Origin of the sequence: Mycobacterium sp. GA-1199 (assembly GCF_001500045.1) — a bacterium.
Classification (GTDB): domain Bacteria; phylum Actinomycetota; class Actinomycetes; order Mycobacteriales; family Mycobacteriaceae; genus Mycobacterium.
In genome coordinates this window covers 72,109-89,691 of sequence record NZ_LQIX01000010.1, presented here as the reverse complement: position 1 = coordinate 89,691, position 17,583 = coordinate 72,109, and the positions used below count along the sequence as shown (strand labels likewise).

General features: G+C 67.8%; 8 protein-coding genes. 2 read left to right on the top strand and 6 right to left on the bottom strand.

Annotated features, from left to right (window positions below):
- Positions 1 to 47 precede the first annotated feature (47 nt).
- Together pks13 and AU198_RS08420 are read left to right on the top strand one after the other, a co-directional pair.
- Positions 48 to 5,489: a polyketide synthase Pks13 gene (gene pks13 / locus AU198_RS08425; RefSeq protein WP_197416065.1), complete on the top strand. Its 5,442-nt coding sequence runs from the start codon at positions 48 to 50 to the stop codon at positions 5,487 to 5,489.
- The gene (locus AU198_RS08420; protein ID WP_064347494.1) at positions 5,486 to 7,036 is read left to right on the top strand and encodes an acyl-CoA carboxylase subunit beta; all 1,551 of its coding nucleotides are present in this window, start codon (positions 5,486 to 5,488) and stop codon (positions 7,034 to 7,036) included. The genes pks13 and AU198_RS08420 overlap by 4 nt, the downstream gene beginning before the upstream one ends.
- Before the next feature lie 92 nt (positions 7,037 to 7,128).
- Here the strand turns inward: AU198_RS08420 and AU198_RS08415 are convergent, their stop codons facing one another.
- The 6 genes from AU198_RS08415 to AU198_RS08390 form a co-directional block, all read right to left on the bottom strand.
- Positions 7,129 to 7,881, bottom strand: a complete 753-nt coding sequence (locus AU198_RS08415) for a dihydrofolate reductase family protein (RefSeq protein ID WP_064347491.1) — start codon at positions 7,879 to 7,881, stop codon at positions 7,129 to 7,131.
- The gene (locus AU198_RS08410; protein WP_231744608.1) at positions 7,878 to 9,344 is read right to left on the bottom strand and encodes a DHA2 family efflux MFS transporter permease subunit; all 1,467 of its coding nucleotides are present in this window, start codon (positions 9,342 to 9,344) and stop codon (positions 7,878 to 7,880) included. Before AU198_RS08410 ends, AU198_RS08415 begins: the two co-directional genes overlap by 4 nt.
- 5 nt (positions 9,345 to 9,349) lie before the next feature.
- A complete protein-coding gene (gene folE / locus AU198_RS25710; RefSeq protein WP_082690929.1) occupies positions 9,350 to 9,973 on the bottom strand; it encodes a GTP cyclohydrolase I FolE in 624 nt (207 codons plus the stop codon).
- 119 nt (positions 9,974 to 10,092) lie between these two features.
- Positions 10,093 to 11,001, bottom strand: a complete 909-nt coding sequence (locus tag AU198_RS08400; RefSeq protein ID WP_064347488.1) for an MBL fold metallo-hydrolase — start codon at positions 10,999 to 11,001, stop codon at positions 10,093 to 10,095.
- Positions 11,002 to 11,036: 35 nt separating this feature from the next.
- Entirely contained in the window at positions 11,037 to 14,246 is a 3,210-nt protein-coding gene (locus AU198_RS08395) for an arabinosyltransferase domain-containing protein (RefSeq protein WP_064347486.1), read from the bottom strand.
- On the bottom strand, positions 14,243 to 17,503 hold the full coding sequence (locus tag AU198_RS08390; protein ID WP_064347484.1) for an arabinosyltransferase domain-containing protein: 3,261 nt from the start codon (positions 17,501 to 17,503) through the stop codon (positions 14,243 to 14,245). Before AU198_RS08390 ends, AU198_RS08395 begins: the two co-directional genes overlap by 4 nt.
- Between the last annotated feature and the right edge of the window lie 80 nt (positions 17,504 to 17,583).

Genomic DNA, 17,583 nt, shown 5'->3' with positions numbered 1-17,583 from the left:
TCCCCCCGAATATGGCTGATACACAAGACGATTCGCAGCAACCCGAAATGCCGTCCGGCGACGAGATCCAGCTCGCCCCCGAGAAGCCGCTGACTGCGCCACGCACGGACATAACGGTCAACGAGATGCGCGAGTGGCTGCGCAACTGGATCGGCAACGCCACCGGGCAGTCACCCGACTCGATCAGCGAGAGCGCGCCGATGGTCGAACTCGGGCTGTCCTCGCGCGACGCCGTCGCGATGGCCAGCGACATCGAGGACCTGACCGGCGTCACGTTGACCGCCACCGTGGCGTTTCGCCACCCCACCATCGAATCGCTGGCCACGGTGATCGTCGAGGGCGAGCCGGAGCCCGAGGACGCCGGCGATGACGACGAGGACTGGACGCGCACGCGCGACGTCGAGGACATCGCGATCGTGGGTCTGGCCACCCGCTTCCCCGGGGACATGAACACCCCCGACGAGACGTGGCAGGCGCTGATGGAGGGCCGCGACGCGATCACCGATCTGCCGGAGGGTCGCTGGGAGGAGTTCCTCGGCGAGCCCCGCATCGCCGAGCGCGTGGCCAAGGCCCGCACCCGCGGCGGCTACCTCACCGACATCAAGGGGTTTGACGCCGAGTTCTTCGCGCTGTCGAAGATGGAGGCCGACAACATCGATCCGCAGCAGCGGATGGCGCTCGAATTGACCTGGGAAGCACTGGAAAACGCCCGTATCCCGGCGTCGAGCCTGCGCGGCGGCAACGTCGGTGTCTACATCGGCAGCTCGCTGAACGACTACAGCTTCCTGGCGATGTCGGACCCGTCGATCGCGCACCCGTACGCGATCACCGGTACGGCGAGCTCGATCATCGCCAACCGGGTTTCGTACTTCTACGACTTCCGCGGCCCGTCGGTGGCCGTCGACACCGCCTGCTCGAGTTCGCTGGTCGCCGCACACCAGGGTGTGCAGGCGCTGCGCTCGGGTGAAGCCGACGTCGCCGTCGTGGGTGGCGTCAACGCGTTGATCACCCCGCTGGTGACGGTCGGCTTCGACGAGGTCGGCGGGGTCCTCGCGCCGGACGGCCGCATCAAGTCGTTCTCGCAGGACGCCGACGGCTACGCCCGTTCCGAGGGCGGCGGAATGCTTGTGCTCAAGCGGGTTTCGGATGCGCGCCGCGACGGTGACGAGATCCTCGCCGTGATCGCGGGCAGCGCGGTCAACCATGACGGCCGGTCCAACGGTCTGCTCGCGCCGAACCCGGACGCGCAGGCCGAGGTGCTGCGCAAGGCGTACAAGGACGCCGGCATCAATCCGCGCCTCGTCGATTACATCGAGGCGCACGGCACCGGCACCATCCTCGGTGACCCGATCGAGGCCGACGCGCTCGGCCGCGTCGTCGGAAGGGGTCGGGCGGTCGACAAGCCCGCGCTGCTGGGCGCAATCAAATCCAATGTGGGACACCTGGAGTCGGCGGCGGGCGCGGCGAGCCTGGCGAAGATGACGCTGGCGCTGCGCAACGACAAGATCCCGCCGTCGATCAACTACACCGGCCCCAACCCCTACATCGACTTCGACGGTGTGCACCTCAAGGTCGCCGACACCGTCACCGACTGGCCGCGCTACAGCGGCTATGCGATCACCGGCGTCTCGGGCTTCGGTTTCGGCGGCGCCAACGCCCACCTCGTCCTGCGCGAGGTGCTGCCATCGGACCTCGTCGAACCCGAACCGGAGCCCGAACCCGAAGCCGAGCAGGACAAGTCGTCGGACGCGAACGCCGTCTACATCGGCGGGGTGCGGATGGACGAGTACGGCGAGTTCGTCGACGATGACGATGACGATGACGATGACGACGCTCTGGACCGGCCCGCCCACACGCAACACGATGAACCCGAACTACCTGGGCTGACCGACGAGGCCAAGCGCCTGCTCGAGGTCGCGCGCGCGGAGATGGAGGCGGGTGAACAGCCGGCACCGGTTGTGCCGCTGGCGGTTTCGGGCTTTCTGACCTCACGGAAGAAGGCCACGGCCGCCGAACTGGCCGACTGGATCGACAGCCCCGAAGGGCGTGCGTCGTCGTTGGAGTCGATCGGTCGCGCGCTGTCGCGGCGCAACCACGGGCGTTCGCGCGCGGTGGTGCTGGCCCACGATCACGATGAGGCCGTCAAGGGGTTGCGCGCGGTGGCCGAGGGCAAGCAACACCCGAGTGTGTTCAGCGCCGACGGCCCAGTGACCAACGGCCCGGTGTGGGTGCTCGCGGGTTTCGGTGCGCAGCACCGAAAGATGGGCAAGAACCTGTACCTGCGCAACGAGGTATTCGCCGAGTGGATCAACAAGGTCGACGCCCTCATCCAGGATGAGCGGGGCTATTCGATCCTCGAGCTGATCCTCGATGACGCGGTCGACTACACCAACGAGACCTGCGAATACCCGATCGAGGTCGTCCAGACGGTGATCTTCGCCCTGCAGATCGCGCTCGGCGAGTTGCTCAAGCACCACGGCGCGAAACCCGCTGCGGTGGTGGGCCAGTCGCTCGGCGAGGCCGCAGCGGCGTACTTCGCGGGCGGCCTGTCTCTTCAGGACGCCACCCGCGCCATCTGTTCGCGTGCGCACCTCATGGGTGAGGGCGAGGCCATGCTGTTCGGCGAGTGGATCCGGTTGATGGCGCTCGTCGAGTACTCGGCCGACGAGATCGACACGGTTTTCGCCGATTTCAAGGATCTCGAGGTGTGTGTGTACGCCGCGCCGACGCAGACCGTCATCGGCGGCCCGCCCGATCAGGTCGACGCGATCATCGAGCGCTGCGAGCAGGAGGGCAAATTCGCCCGCAAGATGCAGACCAAGGGTGCCAGCCACACCTCGCAGATGGACCCGCTGCTCGGCGAGCTGGCCGCCGAACTCGTCGGCATCGAACCGCATCCCACCAAGATCGGTTACTTCTCGACGGTGCACGAGGGCCGCTACATCCGACCCGGTGAGACCATCCACGACGTCGACTACTGGAAGAAGGGGCTGCGCCACAGCGTCTATTTCACCCACGGCATCCGCAATGCGGTCGACAACGGCCACACGACCTTCCTGGAGCTGGCTCCGAATCCCGTGGCGCTCATGCAGGTCGGCCTGACGACGGCGGCGGCGGGCCTGCACGACGCGCAACTGATCGCGACGCTGGCGCGCAAGCAGGACGAGGTCGACTCGATGACCGCGGCGATGGCACAGCTGTTCGTGCACGGCCAGGATCTGGACTTCCGCACGCTGTTCCCCCGCCGCTCCAAGGGTTTGGCCGGGGCACTGGATTTCGCGAACATCCCGCCGACCCGCTTCAAGCGCAAACCGCACTGGCTCGATGCGCGGTTCACCGGCGACAGCTCGGTGATGATGCCGGGCAACCACGTCGCCACCCCGGACGGAAGGCACGTCTGGGAGTACGCCCCCAAGGGCGAGCCTGATCTGGCCGGCTTGGTGAAAGCCGCTGCGGCGCAGGTCATTCCCGACGCCAAGCTGGTCGCCTCCGAACAGCGCGCGGTGCCCGGCGAGGGCGCGCGGCTGGTGACGACGCTGACCCGCCATCCCGGTGGGGCCGCCGTTCAGGTGCACGCACGCATCGACGAGTCCTTCACCCTGGTGTACGACGCCGTGGTGAGCCGCACCGGTACCGCGGCGGCGCTGCCCGTCGCGGTGGCGACCGGAGCGGCGGTCGCCGAACAGGTTTCGGCGATGCCTGCGGATGAGCCGGAGGAAGACACGGCGGAGATCCTGCAGGACAACCTGACGGCCGGGGCGGGCCTGGCCGCGGGCTTCGCGAAGTGGTCACCGGACTCCGGTGAGTCGATCCGCGACCGCCTCGGCGCCATCGTCGGTGGGGCAATGGGTTACGAGCCCGAGGACCTGCCGTGGGAGGTGCCGCTGATCGAGCTCGGCCTGGACTCGTTGATGGCCGTGCGGATCAAGAACCGCGTCGAGTACGACTTCGACCTGCCGCCGATCCAGCTGACCGCGGTGCGCGACGCCAACCTGTACGCGGTCGAGAAGCTGATCCAATACGCGATCGAGCACCGCGACGAGGTCGACCAGCTCGCCGAGCACCAGAAGACCAAGACCGCCGAGGAGATCGCGGCCGAACAGGCCGAGCTGATGGGCGGTGCGACCACCGTCGCCGAACTCGAGCAGGTGCTGGCCGAGAAGACCGGCATCGCCTCCGAGGTGACCAGTGCGGGCACCGCAACGGAATCCGACATACCGCCCCCACCCACCGACCCGTCCGGCCCGGCGATTCCGCCGCCGCCCACCGATCCGAGCGGCCCCAAACCCGAAGCCGCCGCAGGCGGCCCGTCACAGTCGACGGTCGCGGCCGCCAGCAAGATCCTCACCCAGGAGGCGGTCACCGAGGCGCTGGGCTCCGATGTGCCGCCGCGCGACGCCGCGGAACGCGTCACGTTCGCGACCTGGGCGATCGTCACCGGCAAGTCGCCGGGCGGCATCTTCAACGACCTGCCCGATGTCGATGACGCGACCGCGACGAAGATCGCCGAACGGCTGACCGAGCGCGTCGACGAGGGCACCATCACCGTCGACGACGTCCGCTCCGCCAAAACCATCGAGGAGCTGTCCACCACCGTCCGCGACTACCTCGAGGGCGGCAAGCTCGACGGCTTCGTACGGACTCTGCGGGAAGCCGACGGCTCGGACCGGATCCCGGTCTTCGTCTTCCACGCCGCCGGCGGTTCGACGGTGGTCTATGAGCCGCTGCTCAAGCGGTTGCCGCCCGACACGCCGATGTACGGCATCGAGCGCGTGGAGGGCTCCATCGAGGAGCGCGCCGCGGAGTACGTGCCGAAACTGTTGGAGCTCAACGGCTGGGCGGACGGAAAGCGTGGCAAACCGTTCATGCTCGCCGGCTGGTCGCTGGGTGGGGTGCTCGCCTACGCGTGCGCGATCGGGCTCAAGCAGGCCGGTGCCGACGTGCGGTTCGTCGGTCTGATCGATGCGGTCCGTCCCAGTGAGGAGATCCCCCAGACGAAGGAGGAGACCCGCGCGCGCTGGGACCGCTACGCCCGCTTCGCCGAGCGCACGTTCAATGTCGAGATTCCGGAGATCCCCTACGAGGAACTCGAGGCGCTCGACGACGAGGGACAGGTCAAGTACGTCCTCGACGTGGTGAGCCAGAGCGGCGTGCAGATCCCTGGCGGCATCATCGAGCACCAGCGCACGTCGTACCTGGATCAGCGGGCCATCGACACCGCCGAGATCAAGCCGTACGACGGCAAGGTCACGCTGTACATGGCCGACCGCTACCACGACGACGCGATCTACTTCGAGCCGCGCTACGCCACCCGCCAACCCGACGGCGGCTGGAGCGAGTTCGTCTCGGAGCTGGAGGTCGTGCCGGTCGGGGGTGAGCACATCCAGGTGATCGACGAGCCGTACATTGCGAAGGTCGGCGCGCACATGAGCGAGGCGATCAGCCAGATCGAGGCAGACAACACCGATCAGGAGAAGCAGGCCAAGTGACGACCAAAACCACCGCAGAACTGCTCGCCGAACTCCACGAGAAGCTGGAGCAGGCGAAGGAGCCCGGTGGGGAGAAGGCGGTCGCCAAGCGGGAGAGGAAGGGCATCCCGAGCGCCCGCGCGCGGATCCACGCTCTGGTCGACCCGGGCAGCTTCTTGGAGATCGGCGCGCTGGCCAAGACGCCCGGCGATCCGAACGCGTTGTTCGGCGACGGGGTGGTGACCGGGCACGCCAGGATCAACGGCAGGCCGGTCGGCGTGTTCAGCCACGACCAGACGGTGTTCCAGGGCTCGGTCGGTGAGATCTTCGGCCGCAAGGTGGCCAAGCTGATGGAGTGGGTGGCCATGGTCGGCTGCCCGATCATCGGCATCAACGATTCGGCGGGCGCGCGGATCCAGGACGCCGTGACGTCGCTGGCGTGGTACGCCGAGCTGGGGCGCCGCCACGAACTGCTTCGCGGGCTGGTCCCCGAGATCTCGATCATCCTCGGCAAATGCGCGGGCGGAGCGGTGTATTCGCCGATCCAGACCGATCTGGTGGTGGCCGTCCGCGACCAGGGCTACATGTTCGTCACCGGACCGGACGTGATCAAGGACGTCACCGGTGAGGACGTCTCGCTCGACGAGCTCGGCGGCGCCGATGCCCAGGCCCGGTACGGCAACATCCACCAGGTGGTGGAGAGCGAGGCCGCGGCGTTCCAGTACGTGCGCGATTACCTGGAGTTTCTGCCCGCCAACACATTCGACGATCCGCCGATCGTCAACCCCGGTCTGGAGCCCGAGCTCACACCGCACGATTACGAGCTCGACTCGATCGTGCCGGACAGCGACAACATGGCCTACGACATGCACGAGATCCTGCTGCGGATCTTCGACGACGGGGACGTGTTCGATGTGGCCGAGCAGCAGGGCCCGGCGATCATCACCGCGTTCGCGCGGGTCGACGGCCGCCCGGTCGGGGTGGTCGCCAACCAGCCGATGCACTTGTCCGGGTCGATCGACAACGAGGCCTCCGACAAGGCGGCACGGTTCATCCGGTTCTGCGACTCCTACAACCTGCCTTTGGTTTTCGTCGTCGATACGCCGGGCTTCATGCCGGGTGTCCAGCAGGAGAAGGGCGGCATCATCAAGCGCGGTGGCCGCTTCCTGAACGCCGTCGTCGAGGCAGACGTGCCGAAGGTGACCATCACGATTCGCAAGTCCTACGGCGGCGCATACGCGGTGATGGGATCCAAGCAGCTCTCGGCGGACCTGAACTTCGCCTGGCCGACCGCGCGCATCGCGGTGATCGGTGCCGAGGGCGCGGCCCAGCTGCTGGTGAAGCGGTTCCCGGATCCGACGGCGCCGGAGGTGCAGAAGATCCGCGCCGACTTCATCGAGGGTTACAACCTCAACATGGCCACGCCGTGGATCGCCGCCGAGCGAGGCTTCATCGACGCGGTGATCCAGCCGCACGAGACCCGGCTGTTACTGCGTAAATCGTTGAACCTGTTGCGCGACAAGCAGATCACCCGTGTGCAACGCAAGCACGGCCTGACCCCGATCTAGTCCCCCTCTGTTGCGCGAGCGTGCATGTCTGCACACGACACGCCGCGAAATTTCGACGCTTAGCGCACGTTCGTCGCCGCGCGAGCGTGCAGTCAGCGCCGAACCCATCGGACGATGACGGTGCCGTCGTCGCCGAGCAGCACGTCGCTGCGCCGCATATGGAGCTCGACATGCGCGGGTGTGGCGGCGATCCGGCGCGCGGGACCCGCCACCATCATCGGGCTGGTGGTGAGGCACAACTCGTCGATCTCGTCGTCTGCGACCAGGTGGGAGAACAGCGTCGGCCCGCCCTCCACCAGCACCCGGTGCAGACCCAGATCGCCAAGGGCGCGACGTATTGCGGCAGAGTCGATTCGCCCCTCCGCCATCTCGCACACCACCGCCCCCGACGCTTCCAGCGCTCGCCGCGCTGAACTCGGGGCACTCGCAGAGACCAACACGATGGGCGGAACCGTCGCCGTAAGCAGATGAGACGGGATCACACCTCGACTGGAGACGACGACCAACCGCAATGCCGACGCCAGCCCGTGGGCGAGCCGCCATCCCAGCGAGTTCGCATCGACACGCAGATCGGCATACGGTTTGGACGCTGCGGTGGTCGCACCCACCAGGATCACGTCGGCGACTTCACGCAACCGGGCGAAGACCCGTCGGTCTGTCGGCGTACCCAGCTTGCGGCCGGCGCCGTCGAGCGTCACGGCGCCGTCGATGCTCGCGATGAAATTCGCCCGAAGCCTTGGAGCGGTCGGGGTTTCGGGATAGGCGAGCAGGTCGCGCAGCGCGTCATCGGTGAGCGTCTCCACCTCGTGCAGAGCCGACGGTGGCCTCGCGGCGACAGCGGTCATGGCGCAGTGCTCACATTTCTCTCGGAGTGGCTCACGGCTTGGACGGCTCGCGGGGAAAGGCCGGTGAAGAAGAACGCCGCAATCGCACCGATCCCCGCCGCCGCCGCGGGCAACAGCATCGAGTGCGACATCGCCTCGATGGCGGCGGTTGTGGACAACGCCGGCGCCGGTTCTGCAGCATCATGGGACTCGATGTCGGCCACGGCTGCCAACAATGCGGCGATGCTCGCGCTGCCGAGCGCGGCCCCGACCTGTCGAATCGTGTTGAAGGCGGCCGAGCCCGCGCCGGCCAGATCGTCGGGCAGCGTCCTGGATGCGATGACAGCCAACGGTTCCCACGTGAGTGCACCCGCGGCACCGATGAGCATGAGCGGCAACGTCATTCGCCAGACCGGTGCCGACTGGTTCATCTCCAGCGCAAGCCAGATCAACGCGACGGCCGTCAGCGTGAAGCCGGGGCACACGATGGACCGTGGCGCGACGCGGTCGACGAGCCTTCCGACGATCGGGGCCCCGACACCGGTCGCGACAGCCATCGGGGCCGTCACCAGGCCCGCATGCGTTGCGGACATACCGCGCACGTCTTGCAGATAGAACATCAGCGGAACCGCGAACGCGACGATCGTGAAGCTGATCAGCGCGATGCCGAGATTCGACAGGACGAAGTCGCGGTGGCGGAACAGGTCCAGGGGTACCAACGGCTCCGAACGCTGAATCGCCTGCCACACAACGAAACCCGCCAGGAATACGCATCCGCCGGCGATCGCGATCCAAGTCGTCGGCCCCCACTCGTGATGACGGCCCTCCTGCAGCGCGAAGACGATCAGGCAGATACCGGTCCCGGACAGCAGCACGCCGAGCGCGTCGAGTCGATGCGGTCGCGCGGGCAGGGCGGGAATCAGTCGAAGCGCCAGCACAAGTCCCGCGGCGCCGATCGGAATGTTGACAAGGAAGATCCAGCGCCAGCCCAACGTGTCCACCAGCAGTCCACCGGCCACCGGACCGATCAGTAGGCCGACAGCCGCTGTCGCACCCCAGAGGCTCATGGGAACGCCGCGGTGCTGGGCCGGGAAGATGCGGGTGACCGCGGACAGCGTCTGTGGTGTCATCAGCGCCGCGCCAATGCCTTGGGCGACCCGCCCGGCGATCAGCATCCCGATCGACTCGGACACCCCGCACCACAGCGACGCGAGCGTGAACGCCGCAAGGCCGGCGACGTACAGGCTCTTCGGGCCGAAGCGGTCGCCGAGGCGGCCACCCACGGGCAGCAGGGCCGCGAACACCAGCAGGTAGGCGCTGGTCACCCAGATGACGGCATGGTAGTGCGCCGCGAAGTCCTCTTTGATGACCGGATTGGCGACGGCGACGATCGTGGAGTCGACGATGATCAGCAAGAAGCCGATCATCATGGCCCACACCGCGCGCAGCGACGGCCTTTCGGCCGGCGCGTTCGGCGTGGGCACCGCGATCACCTTCGTAAGAGGAGATGCAGCGCCTCTGCCCGGGACGCCGGATCGGTCTGGAACTGCCCGCGCACCGCGGACGTCGTCGTGACAGCGCCGGGCTTTCGCACACCGCGCATTGCCATACACAGGTGCTCAGCCTCGATGACGACAATTACGCCCCGAGGATGCAATTTGTTCATGACCGCCTCGGCTATTTGCCCGGTCAGTCGTTCCTGCACCTGCGGGCGCCTGGCATACAGGTCGACCAGACGCGCTATTTTCGACAGGCCGGTGACGCGGCCGTCCTCGCCGGGAAGGTAGCCGACATGGGCGACTCCGTGGAAAGAAACCAGGTGATGTTCACATGTGGAGTACATCGGAATTTGCTTGATGAGCACGAGTTCGCCATGGTGCTCATCAAACATCGTCGTGAGAACGTCGTCGGGATCGGCATACAGACCTGCAAAAGTCTCCTGATATGCCCGCGCGACGCGTGCAGGAGTGTCGCGCAGCCCGTCGCGGTGAGGATCTTCACCAATGGCGACGAGCAGATCGAAAATGGCGGCTTCGACTGCCTCCTGATCGAATACGCGGGCCCGCGGTAGTTGACCGTTTCCGGAATGCGGCGCTTCGGGAGTCTGCAACATCAATGCCTCCTCACCGCATACAGAAAGCGCCACAATGTAATTTGCTACCGAAGCATTTCGAGCAGCTTCAAATTACTACTAGCAGAGGCTTTACCTCGCCGTCAGTTGATTTGTGAAATTCAGATCGACGGAAACGGGAGCCAGTCGTCGAACATGAATGCGTCACCGCGGGCGACGACGGTGGCGCCGCCGTGACCGGGATAGTGCGCGGGCACCACCGCAGCGCGCCGCCGCGACGCCTCGGTGAGGACGCGCTTGCGTGTTGTCGCAGCCTCTCTGAAGTCCTCGTCCCAGGCGCAGGGATCGTCCGGTCGCTGAACCTGGATGGGGCAGTGCGTCAGATCGCCGACGAACACCGCGGGCCGGCCGGCGTCGAGCCAGACCACCGACGATCCCGGGGTGTGACCCGGCGCCGGGCGCAGCCACAGCGATTCGCTGAGCTGATGATCCCCCGACCACAGTTCCATCTGCTCCTGCACCGGGGAAACACTGTCCTCGAACACCGTTCGGACGTGTCGCTGAACGGATTCGTCGTCCTCTGTACGCGGCGTCGTCGAGTACGCGGGGCCGTCGGGCCCGAAATGACGGTAGTCGGCCTCGGGTACCAGATAGCGGGCGTTGGGAAACGTCGGCACCCAGGAACCGTTGCTCCACAAAGTATTCCAGCCGACGTGGTCGAAATGCAGGTGCGTGTTGACGACCACATCCACGTCGGCGGGGTCGAATCCCGCGGCGGACAACGCGGAAAGGAACTCGGTCTGCAGGCCAGAGAGCACCGCCATCCGCGGCCGGCTCTTGCCGTTGCCCGCGCCGGTGTCGATCAGCACCGTCAGGCCGTCGACCTGGATCGCCCAGATCTGCAGGGCGATGCGCCATCCGGCGTCAGTCCAGTAGGTCGGGGAGAGCTCGTCGGCATGGTCGTCCCAGGCCTGCGCGGGAGTGTGCGGAAAGATCGCCCTCGGGAGGCTGTCGACCTGCCACTCCACCGCACGTGTGAGTGTCGCGCCGCCCCACCGGATCCGGTCCACGGCACCCAGGCTAGAGGACCGGCCGGGCCGATGGGTTACGGCTTGATGCGGATGTGGCCCGGGCTGTACAGGCCGCTGTGGGTGGCCGTGCCGAAGTCCAGTGTCGCCGGCGTCGCTCCTTGCGCCTCGGGGGTCATCTCGAACCGGCGAAGCGAGCCCCAGTCCCGGCCCCAGTCCTCCGAGAGATACGTCGCCATCACGTGCGCGCGCATCAGCAGATCCGTGATCCCCAGCAGACCGCCGTTGAGGCCGTCCTGCCACGTGTCGGTGTCCTTGCGCTTGGCGTTGTAGTCCGGAGTGATGCGGAACTTCGGAATCTCGGTGACGCCGTTGGCGTGCAGCATCGGCTGCTGGCACGGGAACGCCAGTCCGACGGCCCAGTCCATCAGCACCGGCTGCTCCGAGCCGACGTACTCCTGTACCGACCGCAGTTCGGGCACCCGGGGTGGAGTCACCGCCAGCCAGTCGCCCGGCGTGAGCGAAAGGTCCTCGGCGACAACGCGAACTGCGACCGCGTCGGCGGGGATGTCGGCGCGGGGGAAGCGCAGGTTGCGCCACGACGGGATCGGGCCCAGGTCGTAGGGCACCATCCGGCCGGCGGGTACCAGGGCGCCGTCGGGAGCGCGGCGCGCGTACTCCAACTCGACCGTCTCGCCCTCGGTGCGCCCGTTGAACACGCTGTCGCCGGTGATGGTTCCGGCGGCGGTGACGACGACCAGCGGGTGCGCATCGTCGGGGGCCGGCAGTTCGTACCAGGCCGACGTCAACCGGCTCTGCTGCTGGGGTCCCTCGACGTAGGTGCCCGCCAGCGGCACCCGGTTCGGGTCGAGCCCATAGGGCAGCGGCACCGTGGATCCGTTGACCCCGGGCTCCTCGAGCTCGGTGGGCTGGTCCCAGTCGTAGTCGGTGCCCGGCATCGGCAGGTTCATCCGGATGGCCTCGGCGACAATCTTTTCCGGCACACCATCGGCGGTGAACCCGACGGGCCGGTCTCCGCCCAGCGGACCCAGCGGCCCGTACTGTCCGGGCAGCGCTGTCAGAAAGCCTTGGTTGGCGTCGGGTTCGACGAGTACGTCGTCGGCCAGGCCGCAGCCACCGGCGAAGGCGCGCAGGTTGGCCCACGCGTTCGAGTAGGTGGGGTACTGGCGAACCGCGCCGACGAGCATCGAACCGACGAACACCACCACCATGAAGCCCGCGACAACCGGTATCGGCGCCGCGGTCAGCGCCCGGGCGATGCGGCCTTCGCCGCGGGTCCGCGACGAGAAGTGCAGCCAGGCCGCCCATATCGCCGCGATCGCGAACAGCGCGAAGAAGATCGTGCTGACGGTGACGCCGCCGATGGCCGGTTCGTCGTTGTTGAAGGGCACGCCGTAACTGGACACGTACCACCAGCCGTTGGTGGTCGCGAAGCACAGTGCGAGCACGAACAACACGGCGGCCAGGAACGCCATCCGGTTGCGTGACCACCTCAGTACGGCCGGCGACACCAGCACGGTCGCGAGCGCCGCCATCGCGGCGCCGACGGCGGCGAACAGACCGAAGTGATGCACCCACTTGGTCGGGGTGAACATCAGGAAGAACACCGTGCCCAGGATGATCCCGATCAGCCGCCACGCGGGGCCCCGTGCCACACCGGGCACGCGTCCGCGCCGCAACAGGATGAACATCGAGGCGAACAGCGACAGCGCGGTGATCAGGAACCCGAAGCGACGCGACAGCGAACCGTCGACCGTCGGCAGGATCAGGTAGTAGTAGCGCAGGTTCTCGGTGTACCACTCCTGGTTCGGGCCGATGGCGGTGCGAATCCTGGTGGCCTCCAACACCGTTGCGATGGTCTGATCGAAGAAGACCACCGTCAGGATCACCGTGCCCGCCGCCAGCAGCGGCAACACCAGCGGCCAGACGCCCACCACCTGCCGTCGACGCACCAGGATGCGCAACAGCGGTCGGCCGCCTGCCAGCAGCGCAGCGACCGCGATCAGCCCCGTCGGCTGGATACCGAGCGTGAACGCCGCCGTGATGATCGCGAACGCCGCGGGAGTGAGCCGTCCGGAGGTGATGGCCCGCTCGATCAGCACATAGGTGATCAGCGCGCCGGTGGCGATCTGGCCCTCGGGGCGCAGGCCGTTGTTGAACGGCATCCACGCCGCGAGCAGCACCAGACCCGCCGCCCACAGCGCGGGCTTGCTCGCGGCGACGGCTGGACCGAGTCGCGGCAGCACCTCGCGAGAAAGCAACAGCCAGCACACGATTCCGCACACCAGGTCCGGCAGCCGCATCCAGATGCTCGCGTCGCTGACGCTCGTCATCATCGCCAGCAGGTTGTAGTACCAGCCGAACGGGTCCTCGGGGCTGCCGAACCATCGGAAGTAGTTCGACATGTACCCGGCGTGTCCGGCGACCCGGGCCATCCCCAGGATATAGCCGTCGTCAGAGGAGTTGGCCCCGATCACGTGCCAGAGGGCGAAGCCGCCGACCACCACCACATCGGTGGGGGTGAACGTCCGCCACCGCTGCGGGATCAACCGCCGCATCCGCCTGCCATCCATGCGGTCCAGGCGCCACAACGCCAGCAGTGCAATCGCCGTCGACACGATGGCCAGCACCATCGCCGTCAGCTTCAACGGCGTCGGCTCGGTGGTGAACCGGGTGTCGATCTCCGCCGACAGGCTCAACCCCGGCGGGGCGGGGCCGGTCAGATCGGTGAACACCCCGACGATCGCTGGGCGCAGGTTCGGGTCCGGGAAACCGGTGTACTGCGGGGAGCCGTCGGCCCTCGTCAGGCCGACGAAGCTCGCGAACGTGCCCTCCTCGGAGGAGGTGATCTCGATCCGTGAGCACCCCGGGGACTCTCCGGTGCCGACCACCCGGGCCCGGGGGACGCTGGCCACCACCACGTTTCGGTCGGTGATGTCGACGCGTTGCGGGTTGACCGTCACGAACAGGCCCTGCAGCGCGGCCTGCTTACCGTCCTTGGGCGCGGTGCCGAGCACCATTCCGCCGCGCGGCGGCATCGTGCGGATCACCTCGCACGGCACCGTCACCGTCATCCGCACCGGCGTCTGCGTGATGAGTGGCGCGGTGACGCTGTTCAACTCCCCCTGCTGCGGCCAGTTCAGCGTCGTCGTGGTCTGTTCCACCGGTAGCAGGGGCGTCGCCACCGACAGCACGAAGCCGATCAGCCCCGCGATGGCCGCCACCCAGCGGGCGATCCGCACTTCAGAACTCGGCGTCCGGCTCATGGCAGCGCCCTGATGGGTCCGTTACGGCTCCAACCGAATACGCGCACCGCTCCTTGTTCGACGACCGCGTCGGGAGCCTCGGATTCGGGCACCACCCGCAGGTAGCGCTCGATCGAACCCCAGTCGCGGTACCAGTCGTCGCGCAGGTAAGTGGGCACGGTCGAGGTGCGCAACAGCGCCTGAATGAACAGGAACGGACCGCCGTCCTCGGCCGACTGCCACTGGTTCGAGGACACGACCACCTGCTTGAGATTCGGAAGGATGCGGTATTCCGGCAGTTCGGCGATGCCGAGGCGTTCGGAGAACGGGTTCTGGCAGGGGAAGTTCGCGGCCGTCGCGATGTCCATCAGCACCGGCGTCTGCGAGCCGAGGAACTGCTGGGCCGTCACCAGCACCGGCACGCGCGGCGGGGTGAACGCGAACCACTGGTCGGTGGACAGGTTGGGGTCATCGGCGACGATGCGCGCGACATTGGCCTCCGGTGGCGCCGTTGTGAGCGGGAAACGCAGGTTGCGCCAGGCCTTTTGGGGACCGGGGCCGATGTCGATCGGCTGCACCTCGGTCAGCGGCGCATAGCTGCCGTCCGGGCGGTGCACACCCCACTGCAGCTTCAGCGACTGCCCGTAGTTGAACGAGCCGTCCTCTTCGTAGAACCAGATCGCTCCCGCGGCCGCGACGGTGACCAGCGGCCGGTCCGGGGTGCGTGGCGGGAGCTGATACCACGCCGACGTCACCTTGGCCGCGACGGTATTTTCGTCGTAACTGCCCATCACCGGCGTGCGTTCCGGGTCGAGTCCGAACGGCAGGAACACGTTCGAGCCGTTCACGCCGACGGGTCCGTAGCCGCCGCCGGTGCCCGCGGCGAAGCCGATGCCGATGTTCGGTTCATTGGGCGATCCGTCGGAGTTGACCGTGCCGGGGTTGGCGGTGATCGGTTCGGGCGGTTCGAGGGTGTCGCTGACGCCGTTGGGATTGAAGCCGACCGGGTCCTCCCCGCCGAGCGGGCCGTACTCGCCGAAGCGTTGTCCCGGAACCGGTTGCAGCATCCCGGCATTCGTGTCCGGTTCGACGAGCACATCGTCGGCCATCGCGCAGCTGGTGTCCGAGAGCCCGGACGTCAATGCCGAGAAGTTGGCCTTGGCGGTGGTGTAGACGGGGTAGCGCTGCACGGCGCCCTTGGCCATGGACCCGACCTCGAGCACCACCATGATCGTCGCCACCACGAGCAGCGGCGTCGAGGCGAGCACGCGGTTGCGCTTGGTGTTGGCGACCTCCGTGTGTCCTGCGTAGTCCATGCGGAAGTGCAGCCACCCGGCGAGCAGACCGGTCACGATCGCCAAGGCGAGAAAGATCCCGGTCACCGGGATACCGGCGATCACCGGCTGCTTGTCGAACCACGGGACACCGTAGTTGCCGATGTAGAACCAGCCGTTGATACCCGATGTGGCCCAGGCCAATACGAACAGCAGCGCGGTGACGTAGAGCGCGAGGTTTCGCCGGCTGTGCAACCCGACGCGGCTGAACGCGAATGCCGTCACCGCACCGAGCGCACCGGCCAGCCCGGCGAAGGCGCCGAACTGCACGGCCCACTTGGTGGGCGTGAACGTCAGCAGCAGAAGGCCGATCGCGGTCGACCCGATCAGCCGCCACACCGGTCCGCGCGCCATGCCGACGACGCCGCCGCGCCGCAGCAGCACCGCGAGCATCCCGAACAGGCAGAGCAACAGCACCAGCACCGCGAAGCGTCGGGTCAGTGACGAATCGACGCTGTCCTCGACGGTGAGGAAGTAGTAGCGCAAGAACTCCTGGTACCACGCGATGGTCGGGCCGACGACGTACTTGATGCGGGCCGACTCGGCCACCGTGGCCAGAGTCTGGTCGCGGAACACCACCACGAAGATCAGCGCGAGCGCACCCAGCAGCGCGGCGAGTGGGGCCAGCACACCGTCGACCGGACGGCGCGCGCGAATGGTGCGCACGATCGCGCGGGCCCCGACCAACAGCGGCGCGATCGCGATCAGCCCCTGCGGCGCCAGCGTCACGCTGAACACCGCGACGACGATGGCCACCGCGGCCGGCCACGTCCGCCGGGTGGCGACGGCGTTCTCCACCAGCACCCACACGGCAACGGTGCCGAACGCGATGAGCGGTTCGGGTCGCAGGCCGTTGTTGAACGGCAGCCATGCCGCCAGGAACACCGCTCCGGCCGTCCACACCGTCACCCGGTTGGCGGCGAGCCGGCGGCCGAGGCGGGGCAGGATGCAGCGGCTGACGATCAACCAGGCGCCGATCGCCGCCAGCGTCGCGGGCACCCGCATCCACACGCTGGCGGTGCTGACCGAGGCGAACGCCGCCAGCAGGGACTGGTACCAGTCGAACGGGGCCTCCGTGGCGCCGAAGAAGCGGTAGTAGTTCGCGGTGTAGCCGGCGTCGGCGGAGACCCGGGCGATGGTGAGGTTGTAGCCGTCGTCCGACGACAGCGCGCCGATGACGTGCCACAGCAGCAAGGTGCCCACGACGGCGAGGTCGGCCACCCAGTGCCAGAAGCCGACGCGCCAGAACCGGCGCCATGCGCCCGCCACGCGGCGACCGCTGTGGCGGTCCAACACCGCCAACGCGACGATCGACGCGATCACGCACAAGACCCCCAGCACCATCACGGCGAGCTTGAGTGCGGTGGGCGAGGTGATGAACCGGGTGTCGACGTCGACGCGCGCCGACAGCCCCTCCTGTGGCGCGACCTCCAGATCCGTGAAGACGCCGGCGACCTGCGGCTTCTCCTCGGCGGGCAGGGTCCCTGCGGCTCCGGGCAGCCCGATGAAGTCGGCGCCGGCCTCGCCCGGGTTGGCCCAGATGTGCAGTGTGCTGCAGGCGCCGCCCTCCACGGCGGGTCGCGGTGCGACGGCGGCGACGGAATCGCGGAACGCCACGACGACGACGTCGGAGGTCGCGCGCACGAACAGCCCGTTGCGGCTGGCGTCGATGCCGCCCGGCGGAATGGTCGACAGCACCAGGCCGCCGTCGTCGGGCAGCGTGGCGACAGCCCGGCAGGGGATCGAGATGTCGAGGGCCTGCGGCGCGCCGGAGACCAGCGGGGCGGTGATGTCGCTGACGAACCCGTCGGGTCCGGTGCCCTGCGGCCACAGAATGGTCGCAGTGGTCTGTTTGACCGGCAACAGCGGGACCAGCCCGCACAGCAGCACACCGGCGATGCCTGCGACGACGGCGATCAATCGCGCGATCCGATGGGCAGGCACGAGCGTCGATGGTAGGCGAAGCGCTCACCGGAGTTGATGACGCACGGCCGATCGCGACCGGGTCGCACGTGGTGAGGTTT